The sequence below is a fragment of the Noviherbaspirillum phoenicis genome (assembly GCF_047237965.1).
Taxonomy (GTDB): Bacteria; Pseudomonadota; Gammaproteobacteria; order Burkholderiales; family Burkholderiaceae_D; genus Noviherbaspirillum_A.
Window position 1 is genome coordinate 273,799 of record NZ_JBDFLX010000005.1, and the last position, 15,192, is coordinate 288,990.

Consider the following 15,192-nt stretch of genomic DNA (forward strand, 5'->3'; position numbering starts at 1 on the left):
CATGGCGGACGCGCTGATAGACGACAACCCGGCCCAGCCCGCGGCGCAGGAGCTGGACGTGGTATTGACGCCGCTGTCCGAGCCGGCGCTGGGCGAGATCGTGATCGGCGAGACGCTGTTTGCGATCGGCCGCAACGAGCTGCCGTTCAGCAGCTATCCGGCGGCGCTCTCGAACAGGCTGTCGCGCCGCCATGCCCGCATTTTCCTTGAGCATGGCAGCGCCTATATCGCCGACCTGGGCAGCAAGAACGGCACCACCGTCAACGGCGCCGACATCCGCCAGAAGACCAGCCTGCTGCAGGAAGGCGACGAGATCGTCCTCGGCGGCGCGCTGACCTACCGGGTGGGCCTGCGCCGCTCGGCGCGGCGGCCGGCGCAGGCGGCAGCGCCCAATAGCCTGACATTGACGCCGCAGCAGCTGGAAAGCGGGCTGCAGGCCATCGTGGTGACGGCGTTTCCTTTCCTGGTTGGCAAGACCGAAGCCGCGTTCGCGCAGTACCGCGACAGCCATCCGCGCCAGCTGGACTACCTGTCGCGCCGGCATGCCCATATCTTTCTGCGCGGCGGCGCGCCGTTCGTGGAAGACCTGGGCAGCACCAACGGCACCTTCGTCAATGGCGCACGGCTGGACGAACATGCGCGGCGGCTGGACGACGGCGACCTGCTGGCCTTCGGCGGCACCCATTTCGTCTACACGACAAGCATCGAACGGCCGGGCAGCGCAGCCGGCGCCGGCAGTCTGGAGCCAACGGTGACGATGCTGGCGCCGCAGGGGCTGACGGCCGCGTCCTCTTCGGCGGCAGCATCCACACCGGCCTCGTCGCCTTCGCTGCCGTCCGCCGCGCCGGAGGGCGATGCCGAGCGCACCACCTTCGTGGCCGCCGCCGAATCCTTCCTCAACATCTTCTGCAGCCCGGTGGCGGAGCAGCAGCCGCCCGATGCCGCCGCCGAGCCGGCCGCGCACGCCGGGCCGCAGCCGGGAGCGGACGGCCGGCGCCGCAGCCGCATCGGACACTTGGCAGCCGGCATGGCCGCGGCGCTGTGCGAGGATGCTCCGCGGAAGGGCCGGCGCCCGCTGCTCTGGTTCACCGCGCTGGCTATTGCCGGCGGCATCGCGCTGGCGGTGCTGCTGAGCCGCGAAGGGCCGGAACAGCAGGTCAGGGACCTGCTGGCCGGCGGCGATCCGGCACGGGCCGCCGCGCTGGCAAGCGCGGAACTGCAGCGGCATCCAGCGAATGCGCCGCTGGCCGCGATGGCCACCGAAGCGGCGCTGAAGGCGCATGTCCCGCCCTGGCTGGCCAGCCTGAAGCGCGCCGACTTCGATGGCGCCGACGCGGCACTGGCCAGGCTGGCCGGCGCGGCCGCAGGCAATCCCGACCTGCGCGCGATGGCGGCCGAACTGGGCTGGATAGACAAGCTTGAACGCTACATGGCGCCCCGCGCCGCAGCCGACGCGCCGATCCGCATCTATGCCGACGAGCAGCAGATGCAGTCGCTGCTGCAATGGTGGAACGACGACACCGCCGCGCACCAGCGCCTGCTTAGCCGGGTGGCGTCGCTTGTGCCGGAATTCGGCGATACCTACGCCGCTGCCCTGAGCCACCTGCGCCGGCTGCAGAGCGACGACGCGGTCTACATGGCGGCGATAGAGCGCCTGAAGGCATCGATCGCCGCCGAACTCGGGCGCGACCGGCCGGACGCGATCGAGCCGCTGCTGGCCGAGGCGCAGCAGAAATATCCGCGGCTGGGCGGGCTGGACGCGGTGCGGGACGACCTGCAGCTGTACCAGCGCATCCAGGACGCGGCGCACCGGCGGCAGCTCGGCCCGCTGGCCGCGCTGCTGGCCTCGGCCCGCTTTGCCACGCCGCTATTCCAGGCGAAGTACCAGTCGCTGGCCGCCGGCGGCGCGCTGCCGCCGCCCGAAGTGCAGAAGGCCTATGGCCCCGTGGCGGCGGCTTGGCAGGCCGGCCGGGCCGAGGAAGCCTATGCCGCGCTGGCCAAGCTCGCCAATGGGCCATGGGCGGCGCAAGCGGCCGCCGAGCTGGCCCGCAAGAAGTCGGTGATGGCGCAATTCAGCGCACTGCAGAAAACCCGCGGCAGCCCCGGGCAGGACGAGCGCGTGCTGGCCTTCTACGCCAGCCTCGATCCGCTCGACGACCGCTATTTCGTCAGGGCGGCCGAACAGGATCTGCAGTTGGACCGCGCCGCGGCGAGCCGGCAGGCGCAGCAGGACATGGCGCGCGCCGAAACGCTGTGGCGCCAGTACCGCGACGGCGGCGGCATCGAGGGCCGACAGCGGCTGGAAGCCGCCGTATCGGAACGCTTCCGCAGCCAGGCCGGCCTGCTCGCGGCCGCGCAGGAAGCGGCGCAACAGGGACGGCGCCGGGCCGGCCAGCTGCGCCTTCCGATACCGGAGCCGTGGCGCCGCACCGAGCAGGAGATCCTGGCCGAGGCGCGGCTGCAGCGCGCCCTGCTCCAGGAAGCCCGCGGCACCCTGGAACCCGGCGTGCTCAGGGCCAAGCTGACATTGCTGGGAGGGCAGGACAATGGCGAAAGACGCAACACCGAAACCGCTCGCTGAAGCGCTGGAAGACCACAGCGCGGAAGGCATCGCGGTGCTCACCGCCGAGCCGTGGCGCTTCACCCGGCTGATCGTGATGGCCCTGCTGGGACTGGTGGTGTCCGGCCTGCTCTGGTCCTTCTTCGGCCATGCGGATGTGATCGTCAGCGCGCAGGGTGCGCTGGCGCCGGAGTCGGAGGTCAGGCGCATGTATGCGCCGGTGGATGGCGAGCTGGCCAACCTCTACATGGCCGAGGGCCAGCCGGTCTCCACCGGCGACGTGGTGGCCAGGCTCAATGCACGCGGCGCGATCGAGGCCGCCACCAGCGCGCTGGAAGCGCAGCTGAAGCTGGAAGCCGCCGAGCGGGAATGGAAAGAGTTTCCGGAGCGCCGCGCGCTGCTGGAACGGCGCGCCGCCACGCTCAAGCAGCAGATGGAGCTGGAAGAGTTCCAGCATGAAAAGCGCATGGCCGAAGGCACCGGGCGGCTGGCCGAAACCCAGCGCGCGCAGTTGCAGGAAGCACGCACCAATGTCGAGGATGCCCGCCGCGCCCGCGACGCCGCGCGCGAGGAAGCCGACAAGTACGCCCGTCTGCTGGCCTTGCCCGGCGGCGGCGGCGTGTCGCAGGTGCAGGTGGAAGCCAAGAAAAATGCGCTGCAGGCGGCCGACAATGCGCTGCGGGTCGCGCAGTCGCGCCTGTCCGAGCTGACTGCCCGCCAGGCGATCGAATTCGGCCAGGCCCGTGCGCAGCTCGAAACCAGCGGCCAGGAGTTGGGCCGGCTGCGGCTGCAGTACGAAGCCGCCGTGCGCGAGATCGGCAGCACCGAGGACAAGCTGCGCCTGCAGGTCCAGGCCGCCCGGCTGGTGGCCGAAGCGGCGGCGCGGATCCGCTTCGAGAACATCGACAAGGACAACTTCCTGCTGATCCTGGCGCCGGTGGATGGCGTCGTCACCGACGTCACCTCGACCCAGCCGGGCGACAAGCTGCAGGCCAACACGCCCTTGGGCGGCATTGCTCCCAAGGGCGCGCGGCCGGTGCTGAAGATCGAAATCGCAGAAGCAGACCGCGGCTTCCTGCGCGAGGGGCTGGCGGCCAAGCTCAAGTTCAACGCCTTTCCCTACCAGCGCTACGGGCTGATCGACGGCATGCTGGAATTCATCGCGCCGGCCGCCAAGGCATCGGCCCAGTCCAAGCAGCTGGTGTATGAAGGCCGCATCCGGCTGAGCCAGGATTACTACCAGGTCGGCCCCCGCCGATACCCGCTGCACTACGGCATGGTGGCCACCGCCGAGCTGGTGGTGCGCGAACGCAGGCTGATCGACCTGGCGCTCGATCCCTTCCGCCAGGTCGGCGGCTGAGCGCCGCCGTATCTACCGGGGCGTGCCCTCGATGCGGAACAAGGTCGTTTTCAACGCCGGCGGGTTTTCCGGCTTGAACCAGTGCATGTCCATGATGCGCGAGCTGGTCACATAGACCGCGCCGTCCGGCCCCAGCGCGAAGGTGTCCGGCCAGCGCAGGCGGCTGTCCTGCAGCAGCACCGACACCTTGCCGTCTTCCCTGACCTTGATCGCGTTTTCCTCGACCGCGCTGATATACATGCGTCCCTTGCGGTCGAACAGCAGGCCATCGGCTGGCCCGTTTTCGCCTACCTTCTCCACCTTGTCCTCGACCGACTTTGCCGGCAGCGCGGCATCATCCAGCGCACCGGTGGCGATGCGGTACAGCGTGCGCCCCTTGATCGCCTGCCAGTACAGGTACTTTCCATCCGGCGACAGCGCGATGCCGTCCGCCGCGAACTCCACGCCGCGGCCGTCGGGCCGGCGCAATGGCTTGCCGTCGGTCTTGATCACCACGCCCTTTTCCGGCTGCGTGCTGGAATGGCCGTCGAGCAGCCGGCGCGCCTTGCCGCTGGTCAGGTCCACCACCAGCAGCGCGCCCCTGGCGCCGGAATCGGTGATGTAGGCAAGCCGGCCGTCGCTGCTGAAGCGCACGTCGTTCAGGTAACTGCCCTGCGGCGCCGCCGTCTGGTCGAACGCGATGACCTGTTTCACGGCATTGCTTGCAAGGTCGATCTTGACCAGCTTGGGACCGCCCGGCACCAGCGTGCTCTGCGCCGGCGCCGCCGGGTCGAGCACCCACAGGTTGCCCTGTTGATCGGCGACCACGCTCTGGACGCAGACGAAATGCTGCCCCGGATCCATTTCATCGCGCTTCGCATTGCGCCACGCATTCCAGGTCTGGTCGGGGTAGGGCTTGATGCTGCCGTCGCTGGCGACTTCGGCCACCGATACCGGCGCATCCTCGGTCCAGCGCGGGAAGTTGACGAAGATGCGGCCGTCTTTCGCCACGGTGACGCCAGTCACTTGGTGGTCGAATTGCGCCACCTGCTGCAGGCGCGCCTGCGCGCCGTGCTCCTTCGATGGGGATTGTGCGGAAACCATGCTGCAGAGACAGGCGCCGGTGAGAACGGCGAATGTCGATTTGAGTAAGCTCATCTGACTTTCCAATTCGGTTCAAGGCGGGCGGGACGCCCGCGCATTTCCCGGATTAGAGTTATTGAGCCGGCAGAGTTCTTGCGCCGCTCCCGGCGCCCGGCGGTTTTCCGCTTCTTGTTTGTCGAAACACAAGCCGCCCGATCTGGCGTAACAGGCCAGAGCCGGAAACCGGCCCTGGCCCAGCACCTCCCTGCGCCTTGCCTGCCTTACTTCACCCTTCCCTCCTTCCATGCCTGCAGCAGCTTCTCATAGGCAATCGTTTCGCCCTTGGGCTTTTCACTGGCAAGCTTCTTCCAGGGCGCGCCGGTGTCCGACAGCCACTTGCCTGGGTCGCTCTTGGCATTGAGCTTGGGCGCGCAGTTCTTCATGCCGGCGCGCTGCAGCCTGGCCATCACCTGGTCCATTTCCTCGGCGAGGTTGTCCATCGCGGCCTGCGGCGTCTTCTCGCCGGTGACGGCGACCGCCACGTTCTTCCACCACAACTGCGCCAGCTTCGGATAGTCGGGCACGTTGTTGCCGGTCGGCGTCCATGCAACCCGCGCGGGGCTGCGATAGAACTCGATCAGGCCGCCGTACTTGGCGGCGTTCTTGGTGAAATACTCATGCCGGATGTCGGAGTCGCGCACGAAGGTCACGCCGACGATGGACTTCTTCAGAGACGCGGTCTTGGAGTTGATGAACTGCGCATACAGCCAGGCCGCGGCCTTGCGGTTGTCCGGGGTCGACTTGAAGAAGGTCCACGAGCCGACGTCCTGGTAGCCGTTCTGCATGCCATCCTTCCAGTACGGGCCGTGCGGTCCGGGCGCCATCCGCCATTTCGGCGTGCCGTCGGCGTTCACCACCGGCAGGCCGGTCTTGGTCATGCCGGCAGTAAACGCGGTGTACCAGAAGATCTGCTGCGCCACCTGGCCCTGGGCCGGCACCGGCCCGGCTTCGGAGAAGGTCATGCCCTGCGCTTCGGGCGGCGCATATTTCTTCATCCAGTCGACATACTTGGTCAGCGCATAGACGGCGGCCGGCGAATTGGTGGCGCCGCCGCGCGACACCGAGGCGCCAACCGGCGTGCACTTGTCGTCGGCCACGCGGATGCCCCACTCGTCGACCGGCAGGCCGTTGGGAATGCCCTTGTCGGCGGTGCCGGCCATCGACAGCCAGGTATCGGTGAAGCGCCAGCCCAGCGACGGGTCTTTCTTGCCGTAGTCCATGTGGCCATAGATGCGCTTGCCATCGATTTCCTTCACGTCGTTGGTGAAGAACTCGGCGATGTCTTCATAGGCCGACCAGTTCTGCGGCACGCCCAGTTCATAGCCATATTTGGCCTTGAACTTGTCCTGCAGGTCCTTGCGGCCGAACAGGTCGGCGCGGAACCAGTAGAGGTTGGCGAACTGCTGGTCCGGCAGCTGGTACAGCTTGCCGTCCGGCGCGGTGGTGAAGCTGGTGCCGATGAAGTCCTTCAGGTCCAGCCCCGGATTGGTGTACTCCTTTCCCTTGCCGACCATGTAGTCCGACAGCGGCTCGATCACGCCGTAGCGGTAATGGGTGCCGATCAGGTCGGAGTCCGAGATCCAGCCGTCATAGATGCTCTTGCCCGACTGCATCGAGGTCTGCAGCTTCTCCACCACGTCGCCTTCCTGGATGATGTCGTGCTTGACCTTGATGCCGGTGATTTCCTCGAAGGCCTTGGTCAGTGTCTTGGATTCATAGACATGGGTGTCGATGGTTTCCGACACCACGTTGATGTCGTTGACGCCCGCCGCCTTCAACTTGGCGGCCGCGTCGATGAACCACTTCATTTCATCGAGCTGCTGCTGGCGGTTGAGCGTCGATGGCTGGAACTCCTGGTCGACCCATTTCTCGGCGGCTTTCATGTCAGCCCAGGCTGCCGCCGGCACCATCGTCGCGGCAATCGCGATTGCCATCAGTTTGCGTCTCATATCTCCACCTTTCTGTAGGCCTTCCCTGGTATGGACGACAGCCGCGCGGGAAGGAATGCGCGACTGCGGATGCGCTTCGGAGCCTTCTGCCGCACAGGCTCCTATCCCCAGCGCATCACGATCAGCAGAACCACGAAGCTGGCGGCTGCGCCCAGCCACTGCGGCAGGTTGGTCAGGCCAGTCCAGGCGAGATTGATATAGGCGGCGGCCAGCAGGCTGATGAACAGGCGGTCGCCGCGCGTGGTGGCAATGGGCAGGAAGCCGCGGCGCATGATGGAAGGCGAGCGCAGCTCCCAGATGGTCATGCCGACCAGCATCAGCACGATGGCGGTAAAGAAGATGGCGACCGGCGTGGTCCATGCCATCCACGAGAACAGGTTCTCCATGTCACATCCTCCCCATGGCAAAGCCCTTGGCGATGTAATGCCTGACGAACCAGATCACCAGCGCGCCCGGCACGATGGTCAGCACGCCGGCGGCCGCCAGCACGCCCCAGTCCATGCCGGCCGCCGACACCGTGCGGGTCATGGTGGCGGCAATGGGCTTGGCATTGACCGAGGTCAGCGTGCGCGCCAGCAGCAGTTCGACCCAGCTGAACATGAAGCAGAAGAACAGGGTGACGCCGACGCCCGACTTGATCATCGGCAGGAAGATGCGCACGAAGAAACGCGGGAAGGTATAGCCGTCGATATACGCGGTCTCGTCGATTTCCCTGGGCACGCCGGACATGAAGCCTTCCAGTATCCAGACCGCGAGCGGCACGTTGAAGACCATGTGCGCCAGCGCCACGGCCAGGTGCGTGTCCATCAGGCCGACCGTCGAATACAGCTGGAAGAACGGCAGCAGGAACACCGCCGGCGGCGTCATGCGGTTGGTCAGCAGCCAGAAGAACAGGTGCTTGTCGCCGACGAAGGTATAGCGTGAAAACGCATAGGCGGCCGGCAGCGCGATGGCCACCGACAGCACCATGTTGATGGCGACATAGATGATGGAGTTGATGTAGCCGCTGTACCAGGACGGATCGGTGAAGATGGTCTTGAAGTTGTCCAGCGTCAGCTCGCGCGGCCACATCGACAGGGTGCTGACGATCTCCTCGTTGCTCTTCAACGACATGTTGATCATCCAGTAGATCGGCAGCAGCGACAGCAGCAGGTACAGAGCAAGCAGCGGCGCGGTGATGCGCTTGTTCATCATTTTCCGTCTCCCGTGCCGACCCGCTGCATCCAGTTGTACAGCACGAAGCAGAACAGCAGGATGATCAGGAAATAGATCAGTGAAAAGGCCGCTGCCGGGCCGAGGTCGAACTGCCCGACCGCTTTCTGCGTCAGGTATTGCGACAGGAAGGTGGTGGCATTGCCGGGACCGCCGCCGGTCAGCACGAAGGGCTCGGTATAGATCATGAAGCTGTCCATGAAGCGCAGCAGCACCGCGATCATCAGCACGTTGCGCAGCTTGGGCAGCTGGATGAAACGAAATACCGCCCAGCGCGAGGCGCCGTCGATGCGGGCGGCCTGGTAGTAGGCGTCCGGTATCGCGCGCAGCCCGGCATAGCACAGCAGCACCACCAGCGGCGTCCAGTGCCAGATGTCCATCACCAGCACCGTGGCCCAGGCATCGAAGGAGTTGCCGGTGTAGTTGTAGTCGGCGCCCATCGCATTGATCGAGTAGCCCAGCAGGCCGATGTCGCCACGACCGAAGATCTGCCAGATGGTGCCGACCACGTTCCAGGGGATCAGCAGGGGCAGCGCGATCAGCACCAGCGCCAGCGATGCGCGCCAGCCCTCGGCCGGCATGCACAGCGCGATCAGGATGCCCAGCGGGATCTGGATCGCCAGCACCGACAGCGAGAACAGCAGCTGCCGGTACAGCGCTTCATGCAGTTCGCTGTCGCGCATCACCGTCTGGAACCACTCGGTGCCGACGAAGACCTTCTGCGTCGGGCTCAGGATGTCCTGCACCGAATAATTCACGATGGTCATCAGCGGCAGGATGGCGGAAAAGGCCACCGCGATGATGACCGGCAGGATCAGGAACCATGCGCGGTTGTTCTGGGTTTTCATGTCACGCCACCCGCTTGTCGTTGACGTAGTAAAGCGTATGGCTGGCCGGCAGGCGCAGCCATGCGCGCTCGCCGGCGCTGCCGCTCATGCGGCGCAGCTTGGCCGCCAGCGGCTGCCCGCCGACCATGAACTCGGCCAGGTAGTGGGTGCCGAGATTGCGCACCGAAATTACGCTCGCCTCGATGGCGCCGGCCTCTCCCGCGCCGGCCACTTCGACGTACTCGGGCCGTATGCCCAGCATGGCCTGGCCTTGCCCGCGCAGGGCCTCGGCGGCCGCGGCCGACAGGGCCACGCTGCCGCCCGCGATCTGCGCGATGCCATCCTCCACGGTGCACGGGATCAGGTTCATGCCGGGGTTGCCGATGAAGTAGCCGACGAAGGTATGGGCCGGTTCCTCGAACAGATCCTGCGCGCTGCCGGCCTGCACCACTTCGCCCTGCGTCATCACCACCACCTTGTCAGCGAAGGTCAGCGCTTCGACCTGGTCATGCGTGACATAGATCAGCGACAGCTTGAGTTCGTGATGGATTTCCTTGAGCTTGCGGCGCAGCAGCCACTTCAGGTGCGGGTCGATCACGGTCAGGGGTTCGTCGAACAGCACGGCGGCCACGTCGGGGCGCACCAGCCCGCGCCCCAGCGAGATCTTCTGCTTGGCGTCCACCGCCAGTCCGCTGGCGCGATGCCGCAGGTCGGCGCTCAGCTCCAGCATGGCCGCGATCTGCTCGACCCGCTTCCTGATATCGGCCGGCCTCCAGCCGCGGTTGCGCAGGGGGAAGGCGAGATTGTCGAACACCGTCATGGTGTCGTAGATCACCGGGAACTGGAACACCTGCGCGATGTTGCGCCGCTCCGGCGGCAGGTCGGTCACATCGACGCCATCGAACAGCACCCGGCCATGGCTGGGCCGCACCAGGCCCGAAATGATGTTGAGCAGGGTGGTCTTGCCGCAGCCGGACGGACCCAGCAGCGCATAGGCGCCGCCGTCGTCCCACTGCATGGTCATCGGCCGCAATGCATAGTCCGACGGCGCCGACGGGTTGGGCTTGTAGGCATGCGCCAAGTCCTGCAGGTCGATGCGCGCCATGGTCAGCTCCCCGCCGGCGCGTGCAGCAGCCGGCCATCGGTGGCGAACAGCAGCAGCGCCTCGGGCTGGCAGTACAGCACGCAGGGCGCGCCCAGTTCCTGCACATGGACGCCGGGCAGCTGGGCCACGATGGACAGCGGGCCGCGGTGGACATGGATATAGGTTTCCGAGCCGCTGATCTCGGCCAGGTCGACCACCGCGTGGATAGGCACGTCCCCCGGATTGGGCGCCAGGCGCAGGCTGTGGGCGCGCAGGCCGAGCACCAGTTCCCGTTCGCTGCCGATGGCCTGCACCTGCGCAGCGCTCAAAGGCAGCGCGAGACCGTCGCCAGCCATGGCCATCCCTTCGGCGGCAACCGTTGCCGGCATCAGGTTGACGGGCGGGTCGCTGAAGGTGCGCGCCACCTGCACCGAGGCGGGGGCGTTGAAGACGTCCAGCGTCGGCCCGTACTGCAGCAGCCGGCCTTCATGCAGCACGCTCAGCTGGCCGCCCAGCTGCAGCGCTTCGAGCGGCTCAGTGGTCGCGTAGACGACGGTGGTCTTGCCTTCCGAGAACAGGTCGGTCAGTTCGCGCCGCAGCTCCTCGCGCAGCTTGTAATCGAGATTGACCAGCGGCTCGTCCAGCAGCAGCAGGCCGGCATCCTTGATCAGCGCGCGCGCCAGTGCGGTGCGCTGCTGCTGTCCGCCCGAGAGTTCCGCCGGGTAGCGCTGCAGGAAAGGCGTGATATGCAGCCGCTCCGCCATGTCGCCGACCCGGCGCCTGATCTCCTGGTCGGGCACGCCCTTGATGCGCAGCGGAGAGGCGATGTTCTCAAAGACGGTGAAGGAAGGGTAGTTGATGAACTGCTGGTAGACCATGGCAAGGTCGCGCTGGCGCACCGGTATGCCTGTCACATCGCGCCCCTCTGCCATCACGCGGCCCGTGCTCGGCTGGTCGAGGCCTGCCATCAGGCGCATCAGCGTGGTCTTGCCGGCGCGCGTGGTGCCCAGGAGCACGTTGATGGCGCCGGACGCCAGCTGCATGGAAAGAGGGTAGATGTGGTCTTCCGCGCCATGCTTCCTGCTCACGTTCTCAAGTGCCAGATGCAAGGGTGTCTCCTTGTAACTTTTGCTACGTCCGGTATCAGCCTGTGCTGCGGATCTTGGCGCCGGCGATGCCGGTGCTCATATAGTGCGCGCTTGGAAAAACAATAAGACGAAAGGCAATCTGGGCATTAGATTACGCCCGGTTTGAAAATAAACGCAAGCGAATTGTTTAAACTTTTGGTTCGTTTGTGTTCTTTTTGGATTATATTGAGGCAGCAAAAAAGGGCCGAAGGAGAACGGGATGACGCTCAATCCGCGCCAGAGAAAGTTGCTCGATGTGGTCCGTCAGCACCGGACTGTCTCCGTGGACGAACTGGCGCAGCAACTGGCCGTCACGCCGCAGACCGTGCGCCGCGACATCAAGCTGATGGAGGATGCGCAGCTGCTGGCGCGCTACCACGGCGGCGTCGGCCTTCCCTCCTCGGTCAGGAATATCGACTACGACCAGCGCCAGGCGCTCAACCGGGATGCCAAGCGTCGCATCGCCGCGGCGGTGGCCAGCCAGGTGCCGCACGGCTGCTCGCTGCTGGTCAACATCGGCACCACCACCGAGGAAGTGGCGCGGGCGCTGGTGCATCACCACGACCTGCACGTGGTGACCAACAATCTCAACGTTGCCGCCATCCTCGCCGACAACCCGAACTGCGAAGTCATCATTGCCGGCGGCGTGGTGCGCGCACGCGACCGCGGCATCGTCGGCGAAGCGACCATCGACTTCATCCGCCAGTTCAAGGTGGACATCGGCATCATCGGCATTTCCGGACTGGAAGAAGACGGGACGCTGCGCGACTTCGACCCGCGCGAGGTGAAGGTCGCGCAAGCCATCATCGAGCAGTCGCGCGAAGTATGGCTGGTGGCCGACCATGACAAGTTCGGCCGGCAGGCGCTGGTCAGGCTGGCGCATGCATCACAGATCGACCGCCTGTTCACCGATGCGAAGCCGCCGGAAGCGCTGGCGCGGGCGCTGAAGGAAGCGAAGGTGCAGGTGGTGGTGGCGGCTTAAGGCAGGCAGATCAGCCTGCGGACAGTACGGAGTACAGGAAAGCGTGGCCACTGTATGGCTATATGCGACAGCGCCCGGGAAAGTGTTCGCCAGGACCATACGCCGCGCCAGGCGGCATGAGCGCCTCAGCACGTCAATACCCCGCCTTTAATGTCACCCAGCCATCGTTTTGGCTTGTCAGCAGGGCTTTTCCCGCGATTTCGCGGCCTGGCACGGCCTATGCAATAGGGAATGCGAGCCCAGACAAAAGCTCACCAACCCAAACCAACCACCTTCAAGGAGTTTCATCATGCTGACCATCAAAGACCTGGCTGTCGCCACTTCCCTCGACGCACAACAAATGGCTGCCATCAGCGGCGGCTTCAATGCCAACCTGTCCCAGATCGGCGACTTCAACCAGGCCGGCGTCCTCGGCGGCAAGGGCGGCGCCAACACCCAGGTGGGCGTGTTCTCACCGGTCGTGACGCAGTCGAACCTGGACGTGGCCGTGGACGCCAGCAGCCATTCCACCAGCTACGGCAAGCACTATCCGAAGTGGATGTAAGCAGCGCCATGCCGGGCGCTGCGGCGCCCGGCGCAGCAATCAAACCAGCTTAATCGACTACAAGGAGACATCATGAACACCCTGACCATCAAGGACCTGCAGCATGCCGACGAACTCGATGCCAGCGCCATGGCGCGCGTGGTCGGCGGAGAAAAGACCCAGGCCACGCTGCCCAAGGAAAAACCCATCAAGCTGACCTATGTGAACGGCGACATCATCGGCACCTGGGCCAACGGCACCACCATGTCCATTCCGATGCTGTGATGGTAGGCGATGCCGTGGCGTGAAGGCCGATCGCTGTCGGGCGCCGATGGCGTCATGCCCTTCGGGTATGAAGCCCTACGCCTGGTCACCACTTCACGCCCATGTCCAAGCAGCATGTTGCGCCATCAGCGCGCCGCTGGCGTCACGATATTGAACGACGGCGTGAAGCTGTCCAGCATTCCGAACAGCGCCGCCAGCGCCTGCTGGTCACCCGTTACCTGCATCTGCCCCGAACGGATCGCGTCGCCCGGCTTGGTCCGCCCGCTGAATACCGCGTTGAGCACCGGCTTGCGCAGCGTGATGGTGGCCGTGGGCGCGGCATGCGCGGCGTCGGCGCGATAGGTCAGCGCGCTGTTGTTGAGCGTCATCGCATAGCGCTGGTCCAGGTCAGGAAACACCCAGTTGATGCGCATGGCCTTGCCGCCCGCCTTGTCGGCATTGAGCCGCACCGACAGGAAGTCGAAGAACATCGGCACTGTCAGCGCCTTCACCAGGTCGGCCGAGGCCGCTCCCTGCGTAGGCGGAACCGCCACGCCCTTGCGCAGCTCCTGCGCCCCGCTCAGGTAGGCATTGCGCCAGGTGCTGTTCTCGCTCTGGTAACCCAGCTGCTCCAGGGCGGCGGCCTGCAACTGCCGCGCTGCCTGGTTCTCCGGCTCGGCGAACACCAGCTGGTTGCCGATCTGCGCGACCCAGCGGTAATCCCCCTGCCGGTAGGCCTCGCGCGCCTTGGCCAGCACCGCGTCGGCGCCGCCCATCCAGGCGATCGTGCGGCGCGCCGTCTCCACCGGCGGCAGCGGGTTGAGGTTGGCCGGGTTGCCGTCGTAGAAGCCGAGGTAGCGCTGGTACACCGCCCGCACGTTGTGGCTGATGGAGCCGTAGTAGTCGCGCGCATACCACTGGCTGGCCAGCGGCTCGGGCAGCTTGTGCAGGCGCTCGGCAATCTCCATCGGCGTATAGCCCTGGTTCATCAGCCGCAGCGTCTGGTCGTTGAGGTAGGCATACATGTCGCGCTGGTCGGCCAGCAGGCGGTTGATACGCTCCCTGCCCCAGGTCGGCCAGTGATGCTGGCCCAGCAGCACGTCCGACCTGGCGCCATAGCGGGCCAGGGTCTCGTCAAGGTAGTAAGACCATTGCTTGGCGTCGCGCACCTTGGCGCCACGCAGCGTCAGCAGATTATGCTGGGTGCGCACCGCATTCTCGGCGATGCACAGGGTGCGCATCTGCGGAAAGTACAGGTTCATCTCCGCCGGCGCCTCGGTGCCGGGCGTCAGTTGAAACTCGATGTCCACGCCATCGATGCGGCGCGTCTCCACCGGCTTTTCGATCAAGAGGCTGGGCGCAATCAGCGTGACCGTGCCGCGTGACAGGCCCTTGCCCAGGCCGGCGTCGACCTGCCCGGTCGCGCCTTTGGGCAGCAGCGCGCCGTACATGTACTGCGCGCGCCGGCTCATCGCCGTGCCGGCCAGCACGTTCTCGCTGATGGCCTCTTCCATGAAACCCGACGGCGCGATCACCTGCACCCGGCCCGCCTTCACGTCGTCCTCGCTGATCACGCCCCTGACGCCGCCGAAATGATCGATGTGGCTGTGGGTGTACACCACCGCGCTGACCGGCCTGGCCGGACGGTGCCGGTAATACAGGTCCAGGCCGGCGCGGGCGGTCTCCGCCGACAGCAGCGGGTCGATCACGATGATGCCGTTGTCGCCTTCGACGATGGTCATGTTGGCCAGGTCCAGCCCGCGGATCTGGTAGACCCGCTCGGTCACCTTGAACAGGCCCGACACGTTATTCAGGCGCGCCTGCCGCCACAGGCTGGGATTGACCGTGGCCGGCGCCTCGTCGCCGCTTTCGAAGGCATAGGCCTGCGCATCCCATGCCACGCGGCCGTCGGCGCTGCGAATCTGCGGCTGCTCCAGTCCGGCGATACGGCCGCGCTCTGCATCCTCGAAGTCCTGCCGGTCTGCGAAGGGCAGCCGCCCGAGCCAGTCCTGCTGCGACTGCACCGTGGCCGGCTCGGCCGGCAGCGGTCCTGCGTTGAGCGCTTCCGGTTTGATGCCGGGACCGGCGCAGGCGCACAGCGACAGCGCCGCGGCCAATGCGGCAAGGCGAGGCGCGCGACGCGCCGGTGGGTTTGTCTTCATGGTCATCGGCATCGTCGGAA

The 15,192-nt window shown here is 66.1% G+C and carries 13 protein-coding genes; 5 read left to right on the forward strand and 8 right to left on the reverse strand.

Annotated features, from left to right (window positions below; translation table 11 throughout):
- Nucleotide 1: 1 nt before the first annotated feature.
- Nucleotides 2-2,581: an FHA domain-containing protein gene (locus ABC383_RS26800; protein WP_413018889.1), complete on the forward strand. Its 2,580-nt coding sequence runs from the start codon at nucleotides 2-4 to the stop codon at nucleotides 2,579-2,581.
- Complete coding sequence (locus tag ABC383_RS26805) at nucleotides 2,547-3,920, forward strand: beta-barrel domain-containing protein (RefSeq protein WP_413018891.1); 1,374 nt, start codon at nucleotides 2,547-2,549, stop codon at nucleotides 3,918-3,920. The genes ABC383_RS26800 and ABC383_RS26805 overlap by 35 nt, the downstream gene beginning before the upstream one ends.
- Nucleotides 3,921-3,932: 12 nt before the next feature.
- Here the strand turns inward: ABC383_RS26805 and ABC383_RS26810 are convergent, their stop codons facing one another.
- From ABC383_RS26810 to ABC383_RS26840, 7 genes are all read right to left on the reverse strand, one after another.
- The gene (locus tag ABC383_RS26810; protein ID WP_413018893.1) at nucleotides 3,933-5,057 is read right to left on the reverse strand and encodes an SMP-30/gluconolactonase/LRE family protein; all 1,125 of its coding nucleotides are present in this window, start codon (nucleotides 5,055-5,057) and stop codon (nucleotides 3,933-3,935) included.
- Nucleotides 5,058-5,263: 206 nt separating this feature from the next.
- On the reverse strand, nucleotides 5,264-6,991 hold the full coding sequence (locus ABC383_RS26815) for an ABC transporter substrate-binding protein (RefSeq protein WP_413018894.1): 1,728 nt from the start codon (nucleotides 6,989-6,991) through the stop codon (nucleotides 5,264-5,266).
- 101 nt (nucleotides 6,992-7,092) lie between these two features.
- Complete coding sequence (locus tag ABC383_RS26820) at nucleotides 7,093-7,377, reverse strand: DUF2160 domain-containing protein (RefSeq protein ID WP_413018896.1); 285 nt, start codon at nucleotides 7,375-7,377, stop codon at nucleotides 7,093-7,095.
- Nucleotide 7,378: 1 nt separating this feature from the next.
- Nucleotides 7,379-8,182 carry a carbohydrate ABC transporter permease gene (locus ABC383_RS26825; RefSeq protein ID WP_413019334.1) on the reverse strand — a complete coding sequence of 268 codons (804 nt, stop codon included), beginning with the start codon at nucleotides 8,180-8,182 and terminating at the stop codon, nucleotides 7,379-7,381.
- Complete coding sequence (locus ABC383_RS26830) at nucleotides 8,182-9,051, reverse strand: carbohydrate ABC transporter permease (protein WP_413018898.1); 870 nt, start codon at nucleotides 9,049-9,051, stop codon at nucleotides 8,182-8,184. The genes ABC383_RS26825 and ABC383_RS26830 overlap by 1 nt, the downstream gene beginning before the upstream one ends.
- A 1-nt stretch (nucleotide 9,052) precedes the next feature.
- Nucleotides 9,053-10,135: an ABC transporter ATP-binding protein gene (locus ABC383_RS26835; protein WP_413018900.1), complete on the reverse strand. Its 1,083-nt coding sequence runs from the start codon at nucleotides 10,133-10,135 to the stop codon at nucleotides 9,053-9,055.
- Between the two features lie 2 nt (nucleotides 10,136-10,137).
- Nucleotides 10,138-11,223 carry an ABC transporter ATP-binding protein gene (locus ABC383_RS26840; protein ID WP_413018901.1) on the reverse strand — a complete coding sequence of 362 codons (1,086 nt, stop codon included), beginning with the start codon at nucleotides 11,221-11,223 and terminating at the stop codon, nucleotides 10,138-10,140.
- A gap of 238 nt (nucleotides 11,224-11,461) precedes the next feature.
- Between ABC383_RS26840 and ABC383_RS26845 the strand changes: the two genes are divergently transcribed.
- The 3 genes from ABC383_RS26845 (at nucleotide 11,462) to ABC383_RS26855 (ending at nucleotide 13,031) form a co-directional block, all read left to right on the forward strand.
- A complete protein-coding gene (locus tag ABC383_RS26845; protein ID WP_413018903.1) occupies nucleotides 11,462-12,223 on the forward strand; it encodes a DeoR/GlpR family DNA-binding transcription regulator in 762 nt (253 codons plus the stop codon).
- A gap of 289 nt (nucleotides 12,224-12,512) precedes the next feature.
- Complete coding sequence (locus tag ABC383_RS26850; RefSeq protein WP_413018905.1) at nucleotides 12,513-12,767, forward strand: hypothetical protein; 255 nt, start codon at nucleotides 12,513-12,515, stop codon at nucleotides 12,765-12,767.
- A gap of 72 nt (nucleotides 12,768-12,839) precedes the next feature.
- Complete coding sequence (locus ABC383_RS26855; protein WP_413018907.1) at nucleotides 12,840-13,031, forward strand: hypothetical protein; 192 nt, start codon at nucleotides 12,840-12,842, stop codon at nucleotides 13,029-13,031.
- A 125-nt stretch (nucleotides 13,032-13,156) separates the two neighbouring features.
- On the opposite strand, the gene ABC383_RS26860 is transcribed toward ABC383_RS26855, so the two are convergent.
- On the reverse strand, nucleotides 13,157-15,172 hold the full coding sequence (locus ABC383_RS26860) for an alkyl/aryl-sulfatase (RefSeq protein ID WP_413018909.1): 2,016 nt from the start codon (nucleotides 15,170-15,172) through the stop codon (nucleotides 13,157-13,159).
- Between the last annotated feature and the right edge of the window lie 20 nt (nucleotides 15,173-15,192).